We start from the raw sequence: 23,196 nt of genomic DNA, 5'->3' as shown, positions 1-23,196 counted from the left end.
ATGTGGCTCAGACACGTGGTGGGCCGCGGCCTGGACCGTGCCCCCGAGGCCCTGGCGCTGCGCGACGGTCGGCGGGACGTCAGCTGGCGGCGGCTGCACCGGGACGTGGAGGCACTGGCCTTCCGGCTGCGCACGGGTACGCCGCGCGGCAGCCGCGTCCTGGTGCTGAGCGGCAACCGGGTCGAGGTGCTGGAGACATACTTGGCCTGCGCCGCCGCAGGTCTGGTGGCGGCGCCGGTCAACCCGGCGCTCACCGACCGGGAGATCGCCGCGATCCTGGAGTCCGTCGAGCCGGCGGCCGCGGTTGCCGACGCCGAGGGTCTGGCCAGGCTCCGCGGGCTCTGCCCCGGGCTCCCGCTGACGGACATCACCGAGGTCGGCGAACTCCCGGACGCCGAGGAGGGTTCCACCGCCCACGAGGGCAGCAGCCTGACCGATCCGGTGATGATCCTGCACACGTCCGCGACGACCGGTACCGCCAAGGGCGTCGTCGTCGACCAGCGCTCGCTGCAGCTCAACGCGCTGTCCTGGCTGGCGGACGTAGGGCCCGAGCCGGGCACGGTGTTCCTCAACGCCGGTCCGCTCTTCCACGGCAGCGTGGTGATCGCACTCGACCATCTCGCGGCGGGAGGCACCGTCTGCGTCCTGGACCGGTTCACCCCGCAGGGCTGCCTGGCCGCCCTGGAGCGCTGGGAGGTCGAGCAGGCCTTCCTGGTGCCGTCCATGGTGCGCCTGGTCCTGGACACGAGGGCACTGGCCACCACCGAACTCGGTGCGCTGCGGCTGTTGCTGCACGGAGCGGCTCCGATGCCCGCGGAGCTGGCGAGCGAGGCGCGCGAACGCCTCGGCGTGGAGCTGCAGACCGTGTTCGGCATCACGGAGGGCGGCGGACCGGTGCTCTCCCTGGCCCCGTACGGTGCGGTCGGCGAGCCGCCCGTACCCGGCGCGGTCTGTGCCGGGCGGCCCATGCTCGGCACCGAGCTGAAAATCGCCGACAGCGAGGGACGCGAGGTGGCGACCGGCACGATCGGTGAGCTGCACGTGAGCGGTGACGGCCTGATGCAGGGCTACTGGAAGCGTCCGGAGGCCACCGCCGAAGTGCTGCACGACGGCTGGCTCAACACCCACGACCTGGGCTGCGTGGACGAGGCGGGCCAGGTCTGGGTGGTGGACCGGCGCAACGACCTGATCCTGCGGGGCGGGCAGAACGTGTATCCGGCCGAGATCGAGCACGTCCTGCGGCAGTCGCCGCACGTCGCCGACGTCGTCGTGGTGCCGGTGGTCTCGCCGATCTGGGGACAGGTGCCGGTGGCGTTCGTTGCGCCCGTCTCCGAGGAGGCCTTCGACGCCGGCGAGCTGCTCGGGCTGTGCATCGACGGGCTCGCCGCCTACAAACGGCCCAGCCACTTCCTGCCGCTGGAGAGCATCCCGCGCAACCCGGCCGGCAAGGCACTGCGGCCCCGGCTCCGGGAGCTGGCCCACCGTCTCATCATCGAAAGTGAGGGCACCCCATGACCACGACCGACTACGCGCGACCGGAGATCCTGACGGCGCTGGCCGGCGAATGGGCTGTCCCCGTGCACGGCAACGCCGTCATCCAGTGGGACTACGACCAGCGCAACGACAAGATGGTGCGCCTCTACAAGCAGGGCAAGCAGCGCCAGTGGGACATGGACGAACGGCTCGACTGGGACCACGAGGTGGACCCCGACGATCCGCTCGGCCTGCCCGACGACTTCATCTCCATCTCCGGGTCGAAGCTGTGGGACCGGCTGCCGGAGAGCGAGCGGAGCATCGTCCGCAAGCACAGCAGCGGCTGGCTGTACTCGCAGTTCCTGCACTCGGAGCAGGCCGCCCTGATCGCCGTGGGCAAGATCCTGCTCACGGTGAACGACTTGGACTCCAAGCTGTACGCGGCCACCCAGCTGATGGACGAGGCACGGCACGTCGAGGGGTTCAACCGCTTCCTGCACACCAAGATCGGTCTGCGCTACGGGCTCTCCCCGTCCATCGCCGCGATGTTCGAGCACGCGATGCGTGAGCCGCGCTGGGATTTCGGCGTGCTGGCGGCGCACATCCTTGTGGAGAACATGGGCCTGGCAACCTTCGGGGTGCACCGCGAGCGTCTGAAGGACCCGCTGGCCCGTGCGTTCAGCGCCTACGTGGCGCGCGACGAGGCCCGCCACGTGGCCTTCGGCCGGCTGCTGCTGCGCGAGTACTACCCGCAGTTGAGCGACACGGAGCTGAAGGAGCGCGAGGACTTCGTCGTCGAGGGCTGCTGGGCGCTGCGCGACCGGTACGTCGACGACGACATCTGGAACACCCTCGGGTACGGCGAGGAAGCCATCAAGGCGTCCCGCCGCTCGCCCGCCAAGCGGGAGTTCCGCCGGCTCGTGTTCATGCGGATCGTGCCGGGCCTCAAGGAGATCGGCATGTTCGGCCCGCGGGTGCAGGACGCGCTGCAGAAGATGGGTGTGCTCGGCTTCCAGTCGGTGGACGAGGCCGCGTTGCGCGAACTGGACGACAAGGCGGCCGTCGACGCGCTGACGCAGCGCGAGATGGACTTCCGCCGCCGCGACATCGAGTCCGTCGTGGACCTCGGCTCGCTCACCCCGGACGGCGCTCCCGCCGCCTCCTGAACCAGGTCCGTCGCGGCGCCGGGGATCCACCCTCGCCCCCGGCGCCGCGGCGGACCTTCCCTCCCGTCCCGCACCGCCACCTCCGGGACGCCCCGTCCCCGCCCCTGGACCAGCGGAGAGATCGCCATGCTCGAAACCACCCTGCCCCCTGCCCGGTCCGCCCGCATGCGCGGTCTCGCGGCGCCCGACGCCGACACCAGCGGCCGTCGGACGCTGAGCGGTCTGGCCGATGGAACGGTGCCCGACCCGCCCGCCGCGCACACCCTCGCACTGCCGCCGGCGACCTCCTGGCTGCCGGGACTGATCACCTGTGAGACGGAGTTCGACGAGGCCCTCACGCTCACTCCCGGAGTGGTCTTCGGCGGCTGGATCGCCTGCCTCGTCGACCACTTCGCCGGCCTGGTGATGCTGTCGGCGATCCCCGACGGGTCGGGCTTCCTGACCGCAGGGCTGTCCGTCGAATACCACGCACCGCTGGTGCCGGGTCCCGTGACGATCGAGACCGTGCTGACCAGCTGCTCGACCCGTCGCGCGGTCGCAGAGGTGCGCTTCGCACAGGGCGGCCGGCTCGCCTGCACCGGAACCGTCGAGCAGATCATCCACCGTAGGGGGAGCAGCAATGCGTGAAAGTGAACTGACGCCCGAGCACCTGGACTTCAGGGACCTGATGCGCGAGTTCGTGGAGCGGGAGATCGTCCCCTTCCACGCCGACTGGGAGCGCGCCGGACTGGTGGACCGCGAGGTGTGGCGCACCGCGGGGAAGCTCGGGCTGCTCGGCATCGACGTGCCGCAGGAGTACGGGGGCGGGGGTGTGCGCGACTTCCGCTATCAGGCGATCATCAGCGAGGAGATCATGCGGGTCGGCGCCACCGGCGTCGGGTTCGCCCTCCACAACGACGTGGTCGCGCCGTACCTGCTGGAACTCGCCACCGAGGAGCAGAAGCAGCGCTGGCTGCCGGGCTTCTGCTCGGGCGAACTGATCACGGCCATCGCGATGACCGAGCCGGAGGCCGGCAGCGATCTGCAGGCCGTCCGCACCACGGCCCGCCGGGACGGCGAGCACTACGTGCTCAGCGGCGCGAAGACCTTCATCACCAACGGCATCCACGCCGACCTGGTGATCGTGGTCGCCAGGACGGAGCCCGGGCGTGGTTCCCGGGGCCTGAGCCTCCTGGTGGTCGAGCGCGGCATGGCCGGATTCGAGCGGGGCCGCAAGCTGGAGAAGATCGGCATGGCTGCGCAGGACACCGCCGAGCTGTTCTTCGACGAGGTCCGGGTGCCGGCCGGGAACATGCTGGGCCGGGCCGGGCGCGGGTTCCTCTACCTGGCCAACAACCTGCCGCAGGAGCGGCTCGGCATCGCCGCGTACGCCGTCGCCGCGGCGGAGACGGCGTTCACGCAGACCCTCGAGTACTGCAAGGGACGCACCCAGTTCGGGCAGCCCATCGGCGGCTTCCAGCACATCCGCTTCGAACTCGCCGAGATGGCGACCGAGTTGGACGTCGCCCGTACCTATGTCGACCGGGCCATCGCGGAGCACAACGCGGGCCGGCTCGACGCGGTGAACGCGGCGAAGGCCAAGTGGTGGGCCACCGACGTCCAGCGGCGCGTCCTGGACCGGTGCGTACAGCTGCACGGCGGCTACGGCTTCATGCGCGAGACACCCGTGGCCAGGGCCTTCGTCGACAACCGCGTGCACCCGATCTACGGCGGCACCAACGAAATCATGAAAGAGATCATCGGCCGCGACCTCGGCGTCTAGTGCCCCTCCCGGCAAGCTCTGCCCCGTCGCGCCGCCCAGCGGACACCGCCGCCGCACACCCCAACTCGCCCACCGGAACGGAGAATTTACGTGAGCGACAGACCGCTGGAGGTCTGCATCGTAGGCGCCGGCCCCCGTGGCCTCTCGGTGCTGGAGCGGCTCTGTGCCGACGCACGCGAGCGGTCCGCCGGCACCACCGTCGTGGTGCACGTCGTGGATCCGGCCCGTCCGGGCGCGGGCAGCGTCTGGCGCACCCGGCAGTCGCACCACCTGCTGATGAACACGGTCGCCTCACAGGTGACGCTCTTCACCGATCCGAGCGTGGAGATGGCGGGCGAGCTCGCCCCGGGGCCCAGCCTCTACGAGTGGGCACGCGGCCTCGCTGCCGGTAGCGGGACGGCGCAGCACGAGGACCTGCGCTACGACGACCAGGCGCTGGCCGAGGCCAGGGACCTGACCCCCGACTCCTACCCGACGCGCGCCTTCTACGGCCACTACCTCGAGTGGGTGTTCCGCCACGTGGTGCGCACCGCGCCCGAGCGGCTCACGGTCACCGTCCATCCCATGCGTGCGGTCCGGTTGCAGGACGAGGAGGACGGCCGGCAGTGCGTCACCCTGGCCAACGGCACCCGCATCGGCGGGCTCGACGCCGTGGTCATGGCGCAGGGACACCTGCCGGTGACCCCCGACGCGGACGAACTGCGGCTGGCGGAGTTCGCCCGGACGCACGGGCTGCGCCACGCCCGTCCGGCCAATCCCGCCGACACCGAGCTGTCGGTGGTCGGTCCGGGCGAGCGGGTCGCACTGCGCGGCCTCGGCCTCAACTTCTTCGACCACATGGCGCTGTTCACCCTCGGCCGCGGAGGAACTTTCGAGCGCCGCGACGGAGCCCTGGTGTACTGCCCGTCGGGCCGGGAACCCCAGCTGTACGCGGCCTCGCGGCGCGGCGTCCCGTACCACTCCCGCGGCCGCAACCAGAAGGGCCCGCACGGCCGCCACCACTCCTGGCTGCTGACTCCCGCGAAGCTGGCGGAGCTGCGGGAGGCCGCTGACTGCGGTGGCCTCGACTTCGCCCGTGACCTGTGGCCGCTGATCGCCAAGGAGGTCGAGACCGTCCACCACTCGGCACTGCTGACCCGGCGGGTCGGGCCGCAGGAGGTGTGCCGGTTCCAGGAGCGCACCCTGGCGCAGCCCTGGGGGTCGGAGGAAGAGGCCGACGTACTGGACGAGTTCGGCATCGGCCCCGAGGACCGCTGGGACTGGAAGCGCATCGCACACCCCTACGGCGACCGGTCCTTCCGCAGCACCGACGACTACCGGGCGTGGCTGCTGGAGACCCTGCACAGGGACCTCGCCGAGTCCGAGGCGGGCAATGTCGACGGCCCGCTGAAGTCGGCGCTGGACGTGCTGCGCGACCTGCGCAACGAGATCCGTCTGGTCGTGGACCACGGCGGACTCACCGGCCGGTCGCACCGCGAGGACCTGGAAGGCTGGTACACCCCGCTCAACGCCTTCCTGTCGATCGGTCCGCCGCCCCGCCGCATCGAGGAGATGATCGCGCTCATCGAGGCCGGGGTACTGCGGATCCTCGGCCCGGGCATGCGCGTGGAACTGGACGAGCAAGCCGGGGTGTTCGCCGTCGAATCGCCCGAGGTTCCCGGATCCCGGACCGAGGTGACGACGCTGGTGGAGGCCCGGCTTCCGGAGCCCGACCTGCGGCGCACCGCCGATCCGCTGCTGCGGTACCTGGCCGCCGCCGGAGAGTGCCGCCCGTACGAGATCCACGACCGCGAGCACGGCGGGTACCTGACGGGCGGGGTGGCGGTCACCGAGCGCCCGTACCGCCTGATCGGCGCGGACGGCCGGGTGCACCCGCGGCGCTTCGCCTACGGGGTGCCCACCGAGTCGGTGCACTGGGTGACGGCCGCGGGCATCCGTCCGGGCGTGAACTCGGTGACGCTCGGCGACTCCGACGCGATCGCGATGGCCCTGCTCGACCTCGCCGCCCCCGTCCCGGCCCATGCCGCCGCCACGGCGCCGGTGGCGGCCACCCCCGGTTGGGAGGACTCGTGACGGCGCCCCGCGCGGGGTGGGACCCGGCGCTGGACGCCGGCCTGCTCTCGCCCGTACGGGCGGGCAGCGCGGCCGAGGCAGCGACCAGCGACGCCGCCTGCCTGCAAGCCATGCTCGATGCCGAGGCCGCCCTGGCCCGGGCGCAGGTCCGCCTCGGGGTCGTGCCCGCGGCGGCGGCCGAAGCCATCACCGCCGCGGCCCGCGCGGAGCTGTTCGACCTGCGGGAGGTGGCGGTGCGCGCCCGTGCGGCCGCCAACCCCGTGGTCGCGCTGGTACGGATGCTCGCGGAGGCGGTGGCGCGCGAGGATCCGGACGCGGCGCACTACGTGCACCAGGGATCCACCAGCCAGGACGTCCTCGACACCGCGCTGATGCTGGTCGCCGCCCGCACGGTGGACCTGATCCTGGCCGACCTGGACCGGACGGCCGTGGCGCTGGCCGCTCTCGCCCGTCGGCACCGCGGCACCCTGATGGCCGCGCGCACGCTGGGCCAGCACGCCGTGCCCACCACCTTCGGGCTCAAGGCGGCCGGCTGGCTGCAGGCCGTACTGGACGCACAGGAGCGGCTGCGCTACGTCCGGGAGGGCGGGCTGCCCGTCCAACTCGGCGGCGCGGCGGGCACGATGGCCGGATACCTGGAGTACGCGCGCCTCCACGGCCCGCACGGGGCGGACGGGGCCGCCGACTACGCACAGCGGCTGCCAGCGGCCGTCGCCGCCGAGCTGGGCCTCGGGGAGCCGCTCGTGCCCTGGCACACGGTGCGCACCCCGCTGGCCGACCTGGCCACCGCCCTGTGCCTCACGACCAGCGGGCTCGGCACCTTGGCGGCCGATGTCCAACTGCTGTCGCGGACCGAGACTGCGGAGGTCACCGAGCCGGCCGCCGAGGGCCGGGGCGCGTCCTCGGCCATGCCGCACAAGCGCAACCCAGCGCTGGCGGCGCTGATCCGGTCCGCCGCCTACCAGGTGCCGGGCCTGGTGGGCACCCTCGCCCAGGCCGCGGTCACCGACGACGAACGCCCCGCGGGCGCCTGGCACGCCGAGTGGGAACCGCTGCGCGCATGCCTGCGGCTCACCGGCGGAGCCGCCCGCACCGCGGCCGAACTTGCCGAGGGACTCAGCGTCCACGCCGACCGGATGCGCACCAATCTCGACCTCACAGGCGGTCTGGTGGTCTCCGAACGGCTCGCCGCCGTGCTGTCCCCGGAGCTGGGGCGGGCCACCGCCAAGAACCTGGTCGCCGCGGCGTCGGCAGCCGCTGCGGGCACCGGTCGGCACCTGGCGGACGTACTCGCCGAGGCACCTGAACTCGTCGGGCGGCACAGTGCGCAGTCGCTGCGCGAGCTGTGCGATCCCGCGCACTACACCGGGGCCGCCGGCGTCCTCGTGGACCGGGTCCTGGCCCGCTTCCGGGAGACCCGCCGCTGTGACTGACCTAGCTGCCCTCCAACTACGCAGAAGGACGAACACACGATGACGGCAATGACACGGCGGACCGCCGCGACCTTGCGATGGGTCACCCCGGCCGGGGTGGCAGTGACCCGTCTGTCGCAGGCCATCGACCCGGCCCGGGCCGATGCCGAACTGGCCCGCCTGGAGGAGGCGCTCGACTCACGGCGCGGCCTGCTGATGTCGGGGCGCTCCGAGCAGCCCGGCCGTTACCGGCCGTACGACCTGGGCTACGCCGATCCACCGGTGGAAGTGACCGCGGTCGGGGACCGGATCCAGGTCCGTGCCCTCAACGAGCGCGGCCGCGTCCTGCTGCCCGCCCTGGCCGACGTACTGGCCCCGCTCGGGGCGCGGTGGGACGCCGAGGCGGGCGTGGTGAGCGCGGTGGCGGTCGGCGAGGGCCGGAGCCTCGTCACGGAGGAGGACCGGACGCGTCGCCCGTCCGTCCTGGGCGCGCTGCGCACGGTCGTCACCGGCTTCGCCTCCCCGGAGGACCCCCTGTGGGGTCTGTACGGGGCCTTCGGCTACGACCTCGTCCTGGGCTTCGATCCCGTACCCCTGCACCGGGAGCGCGACCCGCAGGACCGCACCATGGTCCTGCACCTGCCCGACACGATCATGGAGATCGACCGGCAGCGCGGCACCGCTGTGCGGCACAGCTACGAGTTCACGTACGCGGGCCGCTCCACGGCCGGTCTCGACCGGGCCACACCCGCCGCCCGGTACGCTCCGGCGGCCGAACCGGCCGCCTACCGCGACCACGCGCCGGGTGAGTACGCCCAGTTGGTGCGCCGCGCGCAGCAGCGCTTCCACGACGGCGAGATGTTCGAGGCCGTTCCCGGCCAGAGCTTCCACCGCGCGAGCACCTCGCCACCCTCCGAGGTCTTCCGCAGGCTTCGCTCGCGCAATCCAGCGCCCTACGGGCTGCTGATGAACCTGGCCGGCGGCGAGCACCTGGTCGGGGCCTCGCCCGAGATGTTCGTACGGGTCGACCCGCGGACCCGGTCGGTCGAGTCCTGCCCGATCAGCGGCACCATCGCGCGGGGCCGCAGCCCCCTGGAGGACGCCGAGCAGGTCCGCACCCTGCTCGACTCCCGCAAGGAGGAGTCGGAGCTGACCATGTGCACCGACGTCGACCGCAACGACAAGGCCCGGGTCTGCGTGCCCGGCAGCGTGGAGGTGCTGGCCCGCCGCCAGATCGAGGTGTACTCCACGCTCATCCACACCGTCGACCACGTACGCGGCAGGCTGCGCGGCGACCGCGACGCGCTGGACGCCTTCCTCACCCACATGTGGGCCGTCACCGTCACCGGGGCGCCCAAGCGTGCCGCCATCGCCTTCATCGAGGAACACGAGCGCAGCCCGCGCCGCTGGTACGGCGGCGCCGTCGGCCGCATCGGCTTCGACGGCGGCATGGACACGGCGCTGACACTGCGCACCATCCAGATCCGGGACGGCGTGGCCACCGTCCGGGCGGGCGCCACCCTCCTGTTCGACTCCGACCCCGAGGCGGAGGAGAGCGAGACGGTCCTCAAGGCGCTCGCGCTGATCGACGCCGTGGAGAACACGGCGGGCGGGGCGCCGGCCGTGCCCGCCGCGGTCCACGCCCCGCAGGGCCCGGTGGGGGCCGCCGCAGGGGAAGACGGCAGGCCCCGGCGCGTGCTGCTCGTCGACCACCAGGACTCCTTCGTCCACACGCTCGCCGACTACTTCCGCCAGACCGGCGCCGAGGTCGTCACCTACCGTGCGGGTTTCCCACCGGAGCTGCTCGACGGCCTCGACCCCGACCTGCTGGTGCTCTCGCCGGGCCCCGGCCGCCCCGCGGACTTCGGGATGTCGGCCCTGCTCGACGCGGCACTGGTGCGAGGACTGCCGGTGTTCGGGGTGTGCCTGGGCCTGCAGGGCCTCATGGAGTACTTCGGCGGGACCCTCGGCGTCCTGCCGCTCCCCGTCCACGGCAAGCCTTCGCCGGTCGACATCGTCGACGGCGGCGGCACGGTGTTCAAGAACCTGCCCGCGCGCATCCATGCGGGGCGCTACCACTCCTTGTACGCCGAGCCGGCCACGCTGCCCGAGGTGTTCGAAGTGACCGCCCGTACGCCGGACGGGACGGTGATGGGCATCGAGCACCGTGAACTACCCATCGCGGCGGTCCAGTTCCACCCCGAGTCGATCATGACGTTGGGGGCCGGCCACACGCTGATCGCCAACGCGGTTGCCGGTCTCACGCGCGCCGCGGCGCCCCGGGTCGGCGCGTGGAGCCTGTGATGACGGACCGCAAGGACGACTCCACGGACGAGGACCGCCGCGCCCCGGTGCTGCGGCCCGCCCGCGACATCCCCCGTTCCCCCTTCACCCGCAACGCCCGCCTGGCCTCGCTGCCGCTCGGCTTCGCCGGCCGGTCCGCGCTGCGCATCGGCAAGCGCCTGCTGGGCCAGCCGGTCGAAGTCATCACCGGGGAACTCCAGCGCCGCACGGGCGAGCACGTGTTCCGGGTGCTCGGCGAACTCAAGGGCGGCGCCATGAAGTTCGGGCAGATGCTCTCGGTGTTCGAGGCGGCGTTGCCCCCGGAGGTCATCGGACCCTACCGGGCCGCCCTCACCATGCTGCAGGACGCCGCGCCCGCGCTGCCCGCCGCGCGCGTCCATGCCGTGCTCGCCGCCGAGCTGGGAGCGGACTGGCGCGAGCGCTTCACCTCCTTCGACGACGAACCGGCGGCCGCCGCCTCCATCGGCCAGGTGCACAAGGCGGTGTGGGAGGACGGCCGCCCGGTAGCAGTGAAGGTCCAGTACCCGGGCGCCGGGGAGGCGCTGCTCGGCGACTACACCCAGCTCGGCCGGCTGATGAAGTTCTTCTCCGTCATCGCCCCCGGCCTCGACGTCGAGCCGATGCTGGACGAACTGCGCGAGCGGGTGGCCGAGGAACTGGACTACCGCCTGGAGGCGGCGGCCCAGCAGGCGTTCACCGACGCCTTCCGCGGCGACGAGGAGGTTCTGGTCCCCGAGGTGGTGGTGTTCAGCGAACGGGTGCTCGTCACCGAATGGATGGACGGCACACCGCTCTCGAGGATCATCCGGGAGGGAACGCAGGACGAGCGCGACGACGCCGGGCTCAAGTACGCCCGCTTCCTCTTCTCCGGCCCCGAGCGCGCCGGGTACCTGCATGCCGATCCGCACCCGGGGAACTTCCGGATGCTGGCGGACGGCCGGCTCGGGGTCATCGACTTCGGGGCGGTCAAACACCTGCCGGACGGCTTCCCGGCCTCCCTGGGCACCCTGAACCGCCTCGCCCAGCTCGGCGACTGGGCCGCCGCCCATGAACTCCTCGTCGAGGAAGGCTTCATCCGGCCGGGCGCAGCGCCTGACGACGCCGCACTCGCCTCCTTCCTGCTGCCCATCGCGACCCCGTCGCGGGAGGACACCTACCGGTTCACCCGCAAATGGCTCCGTGAGGAAGTCGTGCAGGCCGTGGACCGGGGTCCGGGCAGCCTGCTGCGCCGCTTCAACCTGCCGCCCTCGTACGTCCTGGTGAACCGCGTCGTCGGCGCGGCCACCGCGGTCCTGTGCCAACTGGAGTGCGAGATCCCCTTCCGCGCCGAAGCCGTCCGCTGGCTGCCCGGTTTCGCGGGCGCGGAGCAATGACCCTCCGGGCGGCGGCGACCGTACGCGACGCCGCCCGGGGCGCCGCTCCGCCACGGGCAGGCACTCAGCCGAAGGGACGTACCCGTACCGTCACCGCGTGCCATCCGGCGTCCGTAGGGGAGCGAGCGTTGCGCTCGTACGCGCACAAGTCGGTTACGGCTGCGAGGCTTCCGCGATGAGTTCGGACAGGGCCGTCGCCAGGGCGCGGATGCCGGGGCCGGCAGGTCCTCCCGGCTCGGACATGTACACATCGCGGCGGATCTCGATCATCAGGGCGCTGACGCGCGGGTCCGTGCCGTAGTGCTTCAGCGGTACGTACGTACCGGCGAAGGGGCTGTTGATGCCGGTGCCCCCGAAGCCGACGAACGCCTTCTCGGCCTGGGCGAGGAGTTCCGGCGGGGTGTGGAAGGCGTCGGTACCCAGGCAGATCGGTGGGCGCGGTCCGGAGCCGTGGAGTTCGTACGGGAGCGGGCCCGTCGGGTAGGAGTGGACGTCGATGATGACGGCGCGGCCGGTGGCGGTCAGTCGTTCGTCGACGGCGGTGGTCATGGCTTCGGCGTAGGGGTGGAAGTAGCGGTCGATCAGGGGCTCCGGGTCCACGTCCGGTGAGCGGAGCTGCTCGCGATGCGTGGTCTGCGTATAGACCGCTCCCATGCCGACCGCCAGCATTTCCTCGCGCTCGTCGGGGAACCGTTCGGGATCGATGACGAGCCGCGACAGGCCGTTGACGAATTGCCAGGGCATGACGGGAGCAGCCAGAGCGGCTTCGGCGGTCAACTCGGCCGTGTGGGAGTCCGTGATGTGGTCGAGCTCCAGCTCCAGGGCCTCGTCGTCCAGCTCGATTCCGGTACGTACCTGCTCGGGGATGTGTCGAGCCGAGTGCGGAACATGCAGCAGGACCGATGAGGCAATCCCGCCGGGCAGAAGACGGAACGGCTGGTGCGCGTGGACCATGGAGGGTTCCTTCGGGGTGGATCGTCGCTGGGTACATCGACGAGGCGGAGTGCCGGACTTGCGGCACTCCGCCTGGTCATATCCGATTATCTACCGACGGTGTTCGAGTGGGGCGACTGGGGTGGCGGGCGTGCCGACGCCTGAGGGGCGTTGGCGATCAGCGTGACGGCGGCGAGCGCGGCGGACGGAGTCACGCCGGAGGTGCGGCGGAGCGCGGTGAGCGGCACGAGGTCTCCTGCATCTGCTGATGGGGGGTGGAACAGGCAACACACATCCAGTCAGCAAGAGTTGCTCATGGGTAGACGTCGGGTGTCGGGAGGCCTTCCATCGCGTACCAATGGTGGTGGAGGCCTCATCGGGTGTGCCGTCAGCGGGCGGTGGCGTAGACGATGAGGTTGTCCACCGGGTGGCCCTGGGCGTCGAATGCGCCGTCGCAGGTGATCAGACGGAGGGCGCGGTCGTCGGTCCCGCCGTACACCCTCTTTGTGGGGAACGCCTTCTTGCTCACGGACTCCGTGCCGGTGACGGTGAAGTGGGCTGCCTGGCCTCGCTCGTTGCGCACGACTATGTCCGCGCCCTTGCCGATCTTCTTCAGGTCGTGGAAGACGGCCCTGCCGAACCGGGTGTCGTTGTGCCCGATGAGGACGGCTGCTCCGCGCTCGCCCGGGATCGCACCTCCCGTGTACCAGCCTGCTGTCATGCCCTTCTCCGCCGGCGGGACCTCGACGGTGCCGTCCGCGTTGAGACCGAGCGGCATCAGGGAACTGGTCACTCCGATCGAGGGGATGGCCACCTGAATGGGAGCCGCGGGTTGATCCACCCCGGGGGAGCCGGGGGAGGCGGGGGCAGTGGGGGAGTGCGAGGGGGAGCGGGTGGGGGGTGGTGGCCCGACGGCGTGGGATGTGCAGCTGGTGACGAGAGCGAGGGTGAGACAGGCGAGAGTCGTCAGCGCGGCGGATCGCCGCGGTGTGTGGTGCGCAGGGGACATGCGGGCTCCAGAGCAGGTGACAGGAGAGGCGGAGACGGGCAGTGGCGCCGCCCATGAAGGGCGGCGCCACTGCGAGGGTCAGCCGTTGCGGTGTGCGGTCGCGCGGCGGCGCAGCACCAGAGTGCCCGCGCCCCCGAGCAGGGCCGCGGCGGCGACCGAACCCGCGACGGCGGCGGTGGTGTTGCTCGTCGTGCCGATCGGACGCTCGCCCGCGGCCACGCCGCCACGCGGCTCGGCGGAGCCCCCCTTCAAGCGCACGGCCGGGGCCGGGCTGGGCCTGTCGCCCGCGGCCACGCCGCCACGGGGCGTCACCGACGGCGCCTCGCCACGCGCGGGCCTGCTCGACCCGGCTTCCGGAGTGGGCGTCGGGGTCCGCTCGGTGGACGTCACCGAAGGGCTGGGCGTTGCGTCGGAAGGAACCGATGCGAGGGCCGTGGCGGAGGGGAGGAGTACTGCGCCCGCCGCGACGGCGGTGAGGACGGCGGTGCGCAGGATCGGACGGGGACGGTGGGACATACGTGGCTCCAGTTCCAGCCCGGCCTTGGTGGTGCCTGGATGCCGATTCGCACCAGGCGCCGGGCATGCCGTCACCCTCGCGTGAACTTATGAAGAAGCTGTCAGATCGCTGTGGTCATCGCATCAGTCCCGATGGTGCAGGGCGGCCTCGTCCGGACGGTCGGACGGCTTCGGTGGCCGGCCCGCCGGTGTGGGATGCGGACCCGTCGGCAGGCGCAGCGTGAAGACCGAGCCCTTTCCCTCCGTACTCGCGGCGCTCACCACGCCACCATGCGCCTCGGCAAGTTTGCGGACGATGGCCAGGCCGAGACCGCTGCCGCCGGTGCGGCGGCTCCGCGACTTCTCCGCGCGCCAGAAACGGTCGAAGACATACGGGAGGTTTTCGGGCGAGATGCCGCTGCCGGTGTCCTCGACGTCCACGACCACCTCGTCACCTGACTCGGAGCCGTACGCTCGCAGGGTCACGTGCCCTTCCGGAGGTGTGTGGCGTACCGCGTTGGACACCAGGTTGCCGAGGGCCTGCCGCAGCCGTACCGGGTCGGCGGTCAGGGAAAGAGGAGGGGGCCCGGGGTCCGCCGTGCGTACCGTCAGCGTCACTCCGGCCGTCTCGGCGCGGGCCTGGTGCGCCGCGACGACGTGGCCGAGGAGGTCGTCGATCCGTACCGGCGCCGGGTGCAGACGCAGCGCGCCCGCGTCGGCCGCGGCCAGGTCCTGAAGGTCGTCGACGATGTGCTGTAGCTGAACGGCCTCCTCCAGGAGCGAGGAGACGAAAGCCGGGTCGAGGTCCGCCACGCCGTCCTGCGCTGCCTCCAGCCAGCCGCGGATATTGCTCAGCGGGGTGCGCAACTCGTGCGCGACATCGCTGACCATCACCTTCCGCTGTTCCTCAAGGCGTGCACGATGCGCCGTCATATCGTTGAAGGCGGCGGCCAGTCGCCCGATCTCGTTGTCCGCGGTGACCGGCACAGGTGCCGATTCCTCGCCGTCCCGCATTCGCTGGGCGGCACCGGTGAGTGCCTGCAACGGCCGTACGAGCCGGACTCCTGCCAGCACCGAGGCGCCGACGGTGAGGGCGAGGACCAGGGCGGCGACACCTGCGATACGGGCGGTGTTCGCCGGTGAGAGATCGAAACCGGGGACGGTGGCGCCGCCCGCATCCCCGATGAACAGCAGCGCGGGCGAGGCGACGTACGAACTGAGCTGCTCGCGGCGGGCGGTGCCCACGCACGACGCGATCGCCCGGTCGTTGTCGCTGCTCTGGACGGTCGGCACCGGGGCGGGGGGAGCGGTGGAACGCCGACGGACCCCGGCGCTCGGTTCCGGCTCGGGGTCCTGGCCCCAGGAGAGGTCCAGGCGCAGGTGTACAGCTGCACGGCCCTGGCGGTCCAGGCAGGCGTCGGCCAGCTGATTGAGCGCGTCGAGTGCCTTCTTCTCGGTTCCGGTGGGTCTGTCCAGCGCGTCGGTCGAGCAGCTGGTGCCCAGGATCCGGTCGGGGTCGTTGCCGACGATCTGGATGCGGGGGCGCCCGCTCGGTTCCTCGACGACGTCCGAGGCGATCCCGGCGTCGTTCAGGCACGCCACGCCCCGGTCGGCGGTGCGACGCAATTGCGTACGTTCGGCCGGGGGCAGGCGGAACGGTCCCACGGCCCGCGGGTCGACGCGGTCGGCCGCGGTGCCGGTCGCTCCGGAGGACTGTGCCGCCAGAGCTGTGTCCACGGAGAGCGGGTCGACTATGGCCGACGCCTGCGTGGGAAGCGCGGGCGGGGACGCCCCGGTCGCGGAGTCGGCGATGATCTCCCGGCCCTGGGTGGTCAGGGCGATCCGGCGGCCCGACCGCGTTGCCAGATCGCGCACCGTCTCGTCGACGCCGTCCCACTGGGAATGGCCCGCCGCGTAGCCGAGCAGCTTGGTGTAGATCCGGGCATCCGCGGTGAGGTTCTGGCCCTGCTCCTGCTTGATGGCACCGGAGGTGGTCTGTACGGCGAGCCAGGCGGTGGCCGCCACCGAACAGGCCGCCACCAGCGCCGATACGGCCAGCAGCCGCACGAGCAGACTCTTGCGGAGCGGCAGCCGCCGGCGGTCCGGCCGGCCACGGCTACGCACGCGACGTGCCCCTTGCGGGGTCGGTCAGTTTGTATCCGACTCCGAAGACGGTGAGCAGCCGGGACGGCTTCCGCGGGGCGGGCTCGATCTTCTTGCGCAGGTTCATGATGTGCACGTCGACCGTGCGGTCGCTGATGTACCGGTCGAAGCCGTGCAGCTCCTCCAGGAGCCGCTGCCTGCTGAAGACCCGGTCGGGCTCGGCGGCCATCGCGGCGAGGATGCGGAACTCGCCCGGCGTGCACTCCACCGACGTACCGTCGACCGATATCTCGTGGCGGGCAGGGTCAACTCTGAGTGCGCCCACGGAGAGCACCTCATCAACGGCGTCCGTGGAGGGGTTCACCTGTCCTGGCCGATTCGTGCGGCGCAGGAGCGTGCGGACCCGGGCCATCAGTTCGCGCGGGCTGTACGGCTTGGTCATGTAGTCGTCCGCCCCCAGGTCGAGACCCAGCAGCAGATCGTCCTCGGTGGTCCGGGCCGTCAGCATCAGGACCGCCAGTTCCCGGTGCTCGGCGCGCAGGACACGCACCACATCGAGGCCGTCCGCCCGAGGCATCATCACATCGAGGACCAGCAGGTCGGGCTCCCCGTGCCGCACCTCGTCGAGCGCGGCGAGACCGTCCCCGACGACGGTGACCGCGTGGCCCTCGCGTTCGAGGTAACGGCGTACGAGTTCGGCCTGCTTCTTGTCGTCTTCGGCGACGATGACGTTTGCGCACACGCGGTCGATCGTAGGTGAGTTCGGGGCGCGGTCCGGCGTGCAAGCCGTCGGCGGAGATGCCTCTCGCCGACGGGCTGCCGTGCACAACGGGTTGGCGTAGCCGTTGACCCGCACGAAGCCGTCGGTGGTCGCGCGACCCTGTGCGCCGTGACGGGGTCCGGGGACGCACCGGTCGAGGCGGATTCCGGCCGGCCTGCTAGCTTTGCCCGATCGAACGAGAAGCCCGGGTGCGATCCCGCGGCGCGGGCAGGGCGGCGGTGGAAACCTTGGGCGTACCCCTCCACTGGCTGATCGGCCGCCCCGAGCTGCGGCTGACGGTGCTGGCCGGGCGGGACGGGCTCGATCGGGAGGCCCTCTGGGCCCACAGCATCGATCTGGCCGACCCCGTTCCCTGGCTGAGCGGCGGCGAACTGCTGCTCACCACCGGACTGCGACTGCCGGAAGCGGAGGCCGGGCAGCGGGCGTACATCCAGCGGTTGGCGGATGTCGGTGTGGCCGCTGTCGGTTTCGGGACGGGACTCTCGCACCGGCATGTTCCCGCGGCCGTCGTGGACGCGGCCGACAGGGTGGGACTGCCCCTGTTCGAAGTGCCGCTGCCCACGCCATTCGTCGCGATCACCAAGGCCGTGATGGAACGCCTGGCCGAGCTGCAGTACGAGGGAGTCGTACGGGCCTCCCGCGTCCAGCCCCGGATGACCCGGGCCGCGCTGCGCGACGGCGCCCGGGCCGTCGTACGGGAACTGGCCGTCTCGACGCACACCACGGTGCTGTACCTGGACGACGCCGGTGCGGTGCGCGCCGCCCATCCGTCCGGTTCGGCGGGCGTCGACCCCGGTGTGCTCGCCGAGCTGAGGAGCGCCGGCGGGAGCGACCGGGCGACGGAGGCGCTGAGTGCCGGACGGCACGGGGTGGTCGTCGCCCAACAGGTCCGCGTGGGCCCGCGCACCCACGGCAGACTCGTGCTGGCCGCCGACCGGGAACTGACCGCCGTCGACCACCTGTTGCTCGGACACGCGGCGTCGCTGATCGCGCTCCAGGCGGAGAAGCCCCTGCGCCTGCAGGACGAACAGCACCGGGTCAACAGCCTCTTCCTGCGCATGGTCCTGGACGGGACACTCCCCTCGCGCACCGCCCGCGACCACCTGGCGGAGGCCGGCTTCCCGGCCCGCAACGGCATCCGCGTCCTCGTACTGAGCGGGCCGAGCCCTCGGCAGGCCCTCGACACGGTGAGCCCCCGCCTCGCCGAGATCGGCCTGCCGCTCTTCGGCGCCGCACGTGAGGGGCGTGCCGTGCTCCTGCTGCCCGGGGACGGCTCCCGAGTGGGGATGCGTGCGGGTGGGGACGACGGTCCCGCAGAGAGCGACGGACGCGGCGGCGCCACTGGTATCGGTATCGCCCGGGGCCTTGTCGACGATGCGGTCGCACGGTTCGGGCCGCGCCTCTGGGCCGGGCTCAGCCTTGTGCACGAGCCCGATGCCGGGCCGCAGGCGCTCCAGGAGGCGAGCAACGCGGCCGCGGTCGCCGAGGCGCGTGGCCGGCCGGGGCTCGTCGCCTTCGAGTCGCTGGCCGGACACGTGCTCGTCAGCGCCCCCGAGACCCGAGAGGTCCTGCGCCGGCTGGCCGCCGAACGGCTCGCGCCGCTGGCCGCGCACGACCGGGACAACGGCACGGAACTGCTCGCTTCCCTCCGCGCGTTCCTGGAACATCACGGGCAGTGGGGTGCCGCATCCGCAGCCCTGGAGGTCCACCGGCACACGCTGCGCAGCCGGTTGGAGCGGATCCGGACACTGCTGGGCGTGGATCTCGACTCCGCGCACGTACGCGCCGAGTTGCTGCTCGCGCTGGCCGCCTGGGAGGGGATCGCGGACCAGTGACCGGGCGGCCGGCGGTCACTGGTCCGCGGGGCGGCGAGCACGTGGCCGGACGCGCCGAGCGCGATGCATGCGTTGAGCGCGCCGGACGAGCCCGACGAGTGGAACGAACCGGACGAGCCTGACGAGTTGAACGCACCGGACGCGCCGAGCAAGCCCGGCGCGCTCCGTGTCAGGCCGACGGCCCGGTGGTTTCCTCGGCGAACGCCGCCCCCAGGATCCCCAGGCCCTCCTTCAGCAGCTCGTCCGGTATCGACAACGGCGGCAGGAAGCGCAGCACATTGCCGTAACTGCCCGCCGTCAGTACCAGAAGCCCCTGCGCGTGGCAGCGGCCCGCGATTCTCGCCGCCAGCTCGGGCGCGGGGCTCCGGGAGCCGTCCGGCGTCACCAGCTCGACGGCTGTCATCGCGCCCCGGCCCCGTACCTCGCCGATCTCCGGGTGGGCAGCCCGCAACGCGTCGAGGGCGCCGAGCATGAGATCGCCGATCTCCCGTGCCCGCGCCAGCAGTCCATGCGTCTCGATCTCCTCGAAGACCCCGAGCGCCGCCTCGCACGCCACCGGGTTCCCGCTGTACGTACCACCGAGGCCACCCGCCGGAACGGCGTCCATCACCTCCGCGCGCCCGGTCACCGCTCCCAGTGGCAGACCGCCGCCGAGTCCCTTGGCCGTGGTCAGCAGATCGGGCTCGATACCCTCGTCCTCACACGCGAACATCCGCCCGGTACGTCCGATACCGGTCTGCACCTCGTCGGCGATCAGCAGAATGCCGCGCTCCCGGCACAGCTCGGCGACCCTGCGCAGGAAGCCGGGCGCCGGTACGACGAAACCGCCCTCGCCCTGGATCGGCTCCACCAGCACGGCGGCCACGTTCTCCGCGCCCACCTGCCGGTCCAGTAGGTCCGCGAGCGCCGCGGAGGCCTCCTCGGCGCAGCGTTCCGGACCCGACGGCCAACGGTACGGATAGGCCATCGGGGCGCGGTACACCTCGGGGGCGAACGGGCCGAACCCCTGCCGGTACGGGCGGTTCTTCGCGGTCAGCGACATGGTGAGCAGGGTGCGGCCGTGGAAGGCGTGGTCGAAGACGACGACGGCCGGCCGGCCGGTGGCCGCGCGGGCGATCTTGACCGCGTTCTCCACCGCCTCGGCACCGGAGTTGACGAGCAGGGTGCGCTTCTCGCCGGGTACCGGGGCGAGCCGGTTCAGGGTCTCGCAGACGTCGAGGTAGGAGCGGTAGGGGTTCACCAGGAAGCAGGTATGGGTGAAGCGCTCCAGTTGCGCGACGGCCCGTGCGACGACCCGGGGGGCGGCATTGCCCACCGTCGTCACGGCGATGCCACTGCCGAAGTCGATGAGGGAGTTGCCGTCCGCGTCCGTGATCACGCCACCGCCTGCGGACTCCACGAAGACCGGCAGCGTGGAGCCCACACCGGCCGGGACGAGTCCGCGCTGGCGGGCGAGGAGTTCCCGTGAGCGGGGGCCGGGGATCTCGGTGACGATCCGGCGTTCCTGTGAGAGCCGAGGGCCGCCGACCGGACCGGGAGTGGCAGGCATGGGATCTCCTCCTGGATGCATGGGCATGGGCCGCCGAGCCAACCGCGCCCTGGGGTCGGTGGCCATGGACGCATTGGAGCGCCAATGGCCCAGAAGGCGGGACATTCTGTCCACTGCGTGAGGGGCCGCGCATGCGGAGAATGACGGCCTCGTCATCCCGATGCGCTCCAGGCTGGTGCGTACGGACGCATACGGAAGGGAACGCCGATGCAGCAGCACGCAGGCACTGACCGCGCCCCGGAGGCCGCCGCTCCGCCGGAGGGAGTCCCGCGCCTGCGCCACCTGGTGGCGGGGGAGTGGCGCACCGGTGGGGGCGAGGAACTGGTCGACATCAACCCCGCCCGCCCCGACGAACCGGTCGCGGTGGGGAACGTGGCCCGGCCCGCCGATCTGGAAGACGCCGTGGCAGCCGCACGCAAGGTCTTCCCGGACTGGGCGGCCACACCCCATCACACCCGGGCCCGGATCCTTGCCCGCGCCGCCGACGTGCTCGAAGCACATGCGGCCCAGTGGGGCGAGGAACTGTCCAGGGAGGAGGGGAAGACCCTGCCCGAGGGCATCGGCGAAGTGCGGCGGGCCGCAGAGATCTTCCGCTACTGCGCAGCGGAGGCCGACCGGCCGGCGGGCGAGGTCTTCGCCTCCCCGCGGCCCGGCGAGCAGATTCAGGTGATCCACCGTCCGGTGGGTGTCGTCGCCGCGGTCACCCCGTTCAACTTCCCCGTCGCCATCCCCGCGTGGAAGATCGCCCCGGCGCTCGGATACGGCAACACCGTGGTGTGGAAGCCCTCCGGACTCGTGCCGCTGCTCGCCGTGCGCATGGCCGAGGCACTCGTCGAGGCCGGACTGCCGGACGGGGTGCTGTCGCTGTTGATCGGCGACGGTGAGCTGGGCGCGCGGCTCGTCGGCCACCCGGACATCGACGCGGTCACCTTCACCGGATCCACCGCCGTGGGCCGCGACGTCATGGCCGTCTGCGGCCGTCTCGCCCGGCCCGTGCAGACGGAGACGGGCGGCAAGAACGCCGCCGCCGTGCTGTCCGACGCCGACCTCGAACTCGCCGTCACCGAAGTCCTCGCAGGTGCGTTCCGCTCCACCGGACAGAAGTGCACCGCCACCTCCCGCGTCATCGTGAACGAGCGGATCGCCGACGCGTTCCTCGACCGGCTCGTCGCACGCACCGCCGCCCTTCAGGTGGGAGATCCCCTCGACGACGGAGTCCGGATGGGACCGGTGATCTCGCACCGGGCACGCGACACGATCCAGCGTGCCTTGGACGAAGGCGCCGCCCGTGCAGGCGTGAGGATTCTGACGGGTGGCCGCCCCTACGACGACGAGCGCTCCGCCGGCGCCTTTCTGCCGCCCACCGTCGTGGAACTCGCCGGGGACGACCCACTGTGGCGCGAGGAACTGTTCGGTCCCGTTGTCGTCGTACGTCGTGCACCCGATGACGAGACCGCACTCGATCTCGTCGGTGACAGCGAATTCGGTCTGGCCGCAGCCGTGTTCACCGACGACCTGCGGGCAGTGACCGCAGCCGTGCAGCGCCTCGACGTCGGGGTGCTGCACATCAACTCCGAGACCGCAGGGGCCGATCCGCACGTGCCCTTCGGCGGGGCGAAGGCGAGCGGCTTCGGCCCCAAGGAGCAGGGCCGTGCCGCCCGCGACTTCTTCACCACGACCACCACGGTCTATCTGCGCGCCTCCCGGGCAGGAACCCGATGACCGACACTTCTCGACTGCCGCTGTCCGGCGTGCTGGTGGCCGACTTCGGCCGGGTGCTCGCGGCACCGTACGCGACCATGCTCCTCGCCGACCTCGGCGCGGATGTGATCAAGGTGGAGCAGCCGGGAACCGGTGACGACACCCGGGCCTGGGGCCCGCCGAAGGCACAGGGTGAGGCCACCTATTTCCTCTCCGTCAACCGCAACAAGCGATCCTTCGCCGTGGATCTGCGCGACCCGACGGGCCGCCGCAGGGCGACGGAACTGATCCGCCGAGCGGACGTGGTGTTCGAGAACTTCCGCCCCGGCACGATGGACAAGTACGGGCTCGCCTACGAGCGGGTCCGCGAACTCAACCCCGGCCTCGTGTACTGCTCGGTGACCGGCTTCGGAGCGGGCAAGGGCGCGGCGCTGCCCGGCTACGACCTGCTGATCCAGGCCGTCGGCGGACTGATGAGTGTCACCGGACCGACCCCCGGGCAACCGGTCAAGACGGGTGTCGCGCTGGTCGACGTACTCACCGGACTGCATGCCGCGATGGGGGTCATGGCCGCCCTGCGTCATCGGGACGCGACCGGCGAGGGTCAGCACGTCGAGGTCAACCTGCTGTCGTCGCTGCTGTCCAGCATGGTCAACCAGTCCGCCGGCTACACCCTGGCCGGACAGGTGCCGGGCATCCTCGGCAACCGCCACCCGTCGATCGCCCCGTACGAGGTCTACGAGACGGCGGACCGGCCACTCGTCGTCGCCGTCGGCAACGACCGGCAGTTCGCCGCGCTGTGCCGGGGCCTGGACGCGGCCGGTCTGGCCGTGGATCCGCGGTTCGCCACCAACACCGACCGGGTGGCCCACGTCGACGCGCTCGCCGAAGAGCTGTCCGTACGGCTCCGGCGGCGCGCGGCGGACGAATGGTTCGAGCTCCTCACTCCGCTCGGCGTGCCGTGCGGTCCGGTGAACGACCTCGCCGGGGCCTTCGACCTGGCCGAACAGCTGGGGCTGGCGCCGCGCGTCACCCCGGACGACGCGTGCGCCGAGGCCGAGGGCGGGCACGACGGTCCGATGAACCTCGTGGCCAACCCGATCGGGCTGTCCCGTACCCCGGTCCACTACCCACGGCGCCCGCCCCGGCTGGGCGAGCACACCGACTCCATCGCCGACTGGCTCGACAGCTGACCCGGCCACCGCTGCAACCCGGCCCCAATCACCA

At 72.0% G+C, this 23,196-nt stretch carries 18 protein-coding genes; 11 read left to right on the top strand and 7 right to left on the bottom strand.

What is annotated here, in order from left to right; translation table 11 throughout:
* From OH809_RS06710 to OH809_RS06675, 8 genes are all read left to right on the top strand, one after another.
* Entirely contained in the window at window positions 1-1,515 is a 1,515-nt protein-coding gene (locus tag OH809_RS06710; protein WP_406514918.1) for a class I adenylate-forming enzyme family protein, read from the top strand.
* Complete coding sequence (locus OH809_RS06705) at window positions 1,512-2,639, top strand: ferritin-like domain-containing protein (RefSeq protein WP_406514917.1); 1,128 nt, start codon at window positions 1,512-1,514, stop codon at window positions 2,637-2,639. The genes OH809_RS06710 and OH809_RS06705 overlap by 4 nt, the downstream gene beginning before the upstream one ends.
* Before the next feature lie 126 nt (window positions 2,640-2,765).
* Window positions 2,766-3,266, top strand: a complete 501-nt coding sequence (locus tag OH809_RS06700; RefSeq protein ID WP_406514916.1) for a PaaI family thioesterase — start codon at window positions 2,766-2,768, stop codon at window positions 3,264-3,266.
* Complete coding sequence (locus tag OH809_RS06695) at window positions 3,259-4,401, top strand: acyl-CoA dehydrogenase family protein (protein ID WP_406514915.1); 1,143 nt, start codon at window positions 3,259-3,261, stop codon at window positions 4,399-4,401. Before OH809_RS06700 ends, OH809_RS06695 begins: the two co-directional genes overlap by 8 nt.
* Before the next feature lie 90 nt (window positions 4,402-4,491).
* Window positions 4,492-6,474, top strand: a complete 1,983-nt coding sequence (locus OH809_RS06690) for an FAD/NAD(P)-binding protein (protein WP_406514914.1) — start codon at window positions 4,492-4,494, stop codon at window positions 6,472-6,474.
* Window positions 6,471-7,907, top strand: coding sequence for a 3-carboxy-cis,cis-muconate cycloisomerase (gene pcaB / locus OH809_RS06685; RefSeq protein ID WP_406423258.1), 1,437 nt, complete (start codon window positions 6,471-6,473; stop codon window positions 7,905-7,907). Before OH809_RS06690 ends, pcaB begins: the two co-directional genes overlap by 4 nt.
* A gap of 39 nt (window positions 7,908-7,946) precedes the next feature.
* Window positions 7,947-10,190: an anthranilate synthase component I gene (locus OH809_RS06680; protein ID WP_406423259.1), complete on the top strand. Its 2,244-nt coding sequence runs from the start codon at window positions 7,947-7,949 to the stop codon at window positions 10,188-10,190.
* A complete protein-coding gene (locus OH809_RS06675) occupies window positions 10,190-11,563 on the top strand; it encodes an ABC1 kinase family protein (RefSeq protein WP_406423260.1) in 1,374 nt (457 codons plus the stop codon). Before OH809_RS06680 ends, OH809_RS06675 begins: the two co-directional genes overlap by 1 nt.
* 153 nt (window positions 11,564-11,716) lie before the next feature.
* On the opposite strand, the gene OH809_RS06670 is transcribed toward OH809_RS06675, so the two are convergent.
* From OH809_RS06670 to OH809_RS06645, 6 genes are all read right to left on the bottom strand, one after another.
* Entirely contained in the window at window positions 11,717-12,517 is an 801-nt protein-coding gene (locus OH809_RS06670; protein ID WP_406423261.1) for an N-formylglutamate amidohydrolase, read from the bottom strand.
* Between the two features lie 86 nt (window positions 12,518-12,603).
* A complete protein-coding gene (locus tag OH809_RS06665) occupies window positions 12,604-12,744 on the bottom strand; it encodes a hypothetical protein (RefSeq protein WP_406423262.1) in 141 nt (46 codons plus the stop codon).
* 140 nt (window positions 12,745-12,884) lie between these two features.
* Window positions 12,885-13,505: a class F sortase gene (locus tag OH809_RS06660; protein WP_406423263.1), complete on the bottom strand. Its 621-nt coding sequence runs from the start codon at window positions 13,503-13,505 to the stop codon at window positions 12,885-12,887.
* 78 nt (window positions 13,506-13,583) lie between these two features.
* On the bottom strand, window positions 13,584-14,021 hold the full coding sequence (locus OH809_RS06655) for a hypothetical protein (RefSeq protein WP_406423264.1): 438 nt from the start codon (window positions 14,019-14,021) through the stop codon (window positions 13,584-13,586).
* A 123-nt stretch (window positions 14,022-14,144) separates the two neighbouring features.
* Entirely contained in the window at window positions 14,145-16,124 is a 1,980-nt protein-coding gene (locus OH809_RS06650; protein WP_406423265.1) for a sensor histidine kinase, read from the bottom strand.
* Complete coding sequence (locus OH809_RS06645; protein ID WP_406423266.1) at window positions 16,117-16,845, bottom strand: response regulator transcription factor; 729 nt, start codon at window positions 16,843-16,845, stop codon at window positions 16,117-16,119. Before OH809_RS06645 ends, OH809_RS06650 begins: the two co-directional genes overlap by 8 nt.
* 257 nt (window positions 16,846-17,102) lie before the next feature.
* Between OH809_RS06645 and OH809_RS06640 the strand changes: the two genes are divergently transcribed.
* Window positions 17,103-18,719, top strand: a complete 1,617-nt coding sequence (locus OH809_RS06640) for a PucR family transcriptional regulator (protein WP_406425336.1) — start codon at window positions 17,103-17,105, stop codon at window positions 18,717-18,719.
* A gap of 169 nt (window positions 18,720-18,888) precedes the next feature.
* Here OH809_RS06640 and gabT read toward each other — a convergent pair whose 3' ends face one another.
* Entirely contained in the window at window positions 18,889-20,268 is a 1,380-nt protein-coding gene (gene gabT / locus OH809_RS06635; protein WP_406423267.1) for a 4-aminobutyrate--2-oxoglutarate transaminase, read from the bottom strand.
* Window positions 20,269-20,475: 207 nt separating this feature from the next.
* Between gabT and OH809_RS06630 the strand changes: the two genes are divergently transcribed.
* Both OH809_RS06630 and OH809_RS06625 read left to right on the top strand, forming a co-directional pair.
* Window positions 20,476-21,990 carry an aldehyde dehydrogenase family protein gene (locus OH809_RS06630; protein ID WP_406423268.1) on the top strand — a complete coding sequence of 505 codons (1,515 nt, stop codon included), beginning with the start codon at window positions 20,476-20,478 and terminating at the stop codon, window positions 21,988-21,990.
* Window positions 21,987-23,162 carry a CaiB/BaiF CoA transferase family protein gene (locus OH809_RS06625; protein WP_406423269.1) on the top strand — a complete coding sequence of 392 codons (1,176 nt, stop codon included), beginning with the start codon at window positions 21,987-21,989 and terminating at the stop codon, window positions 23,160-23,162. The genes OH809_RS06630 and OH809_RS06625 overlap by 4 nt, the downstream gene beginning before the upstream one ends.
* The last annotated feature ends 34 nt before the right edge of the window (window positions 23,163-23,196 follow it).

It is taken from the genome of Streptomyces sp. NBC_00873, from assembly GCF_045207415.1.
Taxonomy (GTDB): domain Bacteria; phylum Actinomycetota; class Actinomycetes; order Streptomycetales; family Streptomycetaceae; genus Streptomyces.
This window is presented reverse-complemented; position numbering and strand designations above follow the sequence as displayed.

What these genes read in the sequence shown, in the direction of transcription:
- OH809_RS06700 (WP_406514916.1), top strand. Translation starts at nt 2,766, where the DNA reads ATGCTCGAAACCACCCTGCCCCCTGCCCGGTCCGCCCGCATGCGCGGT.
- OH809_RS06710 (WP_406514918.1), top strand. Translation starts at nt 1, where the DNA reads ATGTGGCTCAGACACGTGGTGGGCCGCGGCCTGGACCGTGCCCCCGAG.
- OH809_RS06625 (WP_406423269.1), top strand. Translation starts at nt 21,987, where the DNA reads ATGACCGACACTTCTCGACTGCCGCTGTCCGGCGTGCTGGTGGCCGAC.
- OH809_RS06655 (WP_406423264.1), bottom strand. Translation starts at nt 14,021, where the DNA reads ATGTCCCACCGTCCCCGTCCGATCCTGCGCACCGCCGTCCTCACCGCC.
- gabT (WP_406423267.1), bottom strand. Translation starts at nt 20,268, where the DNA reads ATGCCTGCCACTCCCGGTCCGGTCGGCGGCCCTCGGCTCTCACAGGAA.
- OH809_RS06670 (WP_406423261.1), bottom strand. Translation starts at nt 12,517, where the DNA reads ATGGTCCACGCGCACCAGCCGTTCCGTCTTCTGCCCGGCGGGATTGCC.
- OH809_RS06705 (WP_406514917.1), top strand. Translation starts at nt 1,512, where the DNA reads ATGACCACGACCGACTACGCGCGACCGGAGATCCTGACGGCGCTGGCC.
- OH809_RS06660 (WP_406423263.1), bottom strand. Translation starts at nt 13,505, where the DNA reads ATGTCCCCTGCGCACCACACACCGCGGCGATCCGCCGCGCTGACGACT.
- OH809_RS06695 (WP_406514915.1), top strand. Translation starts at nt 3,259, where the DNA reads ATGCGTGAAAGTGAACTGACGCCCGAGCACCTGGACTTCAGGGACCTG.
- OH809_RS06630 (WP_406423268.1), top strand. Translation starts at nt 20,476, where the DNA reads ATGCAGCAGCACGCAGGCACTGACCGCGCCCCGGAGGCCGCCGCTCCG.
- OH809_RS06675 (WP_406423260.1), top strand. Translation starts at nt 10,190, where the DNA reads ATGACGGACCGCAAGGACGACTCCACGGACGAGGACCGCCGCGCCCCG.
- OH809_RS06680 (WP_406423259.1), top strand. Translation starts at nt 7,947, where the DNA reads ATGACGGCAATGACACGGCGGACCGCCGCGACCTTGCGATGGGTCACC.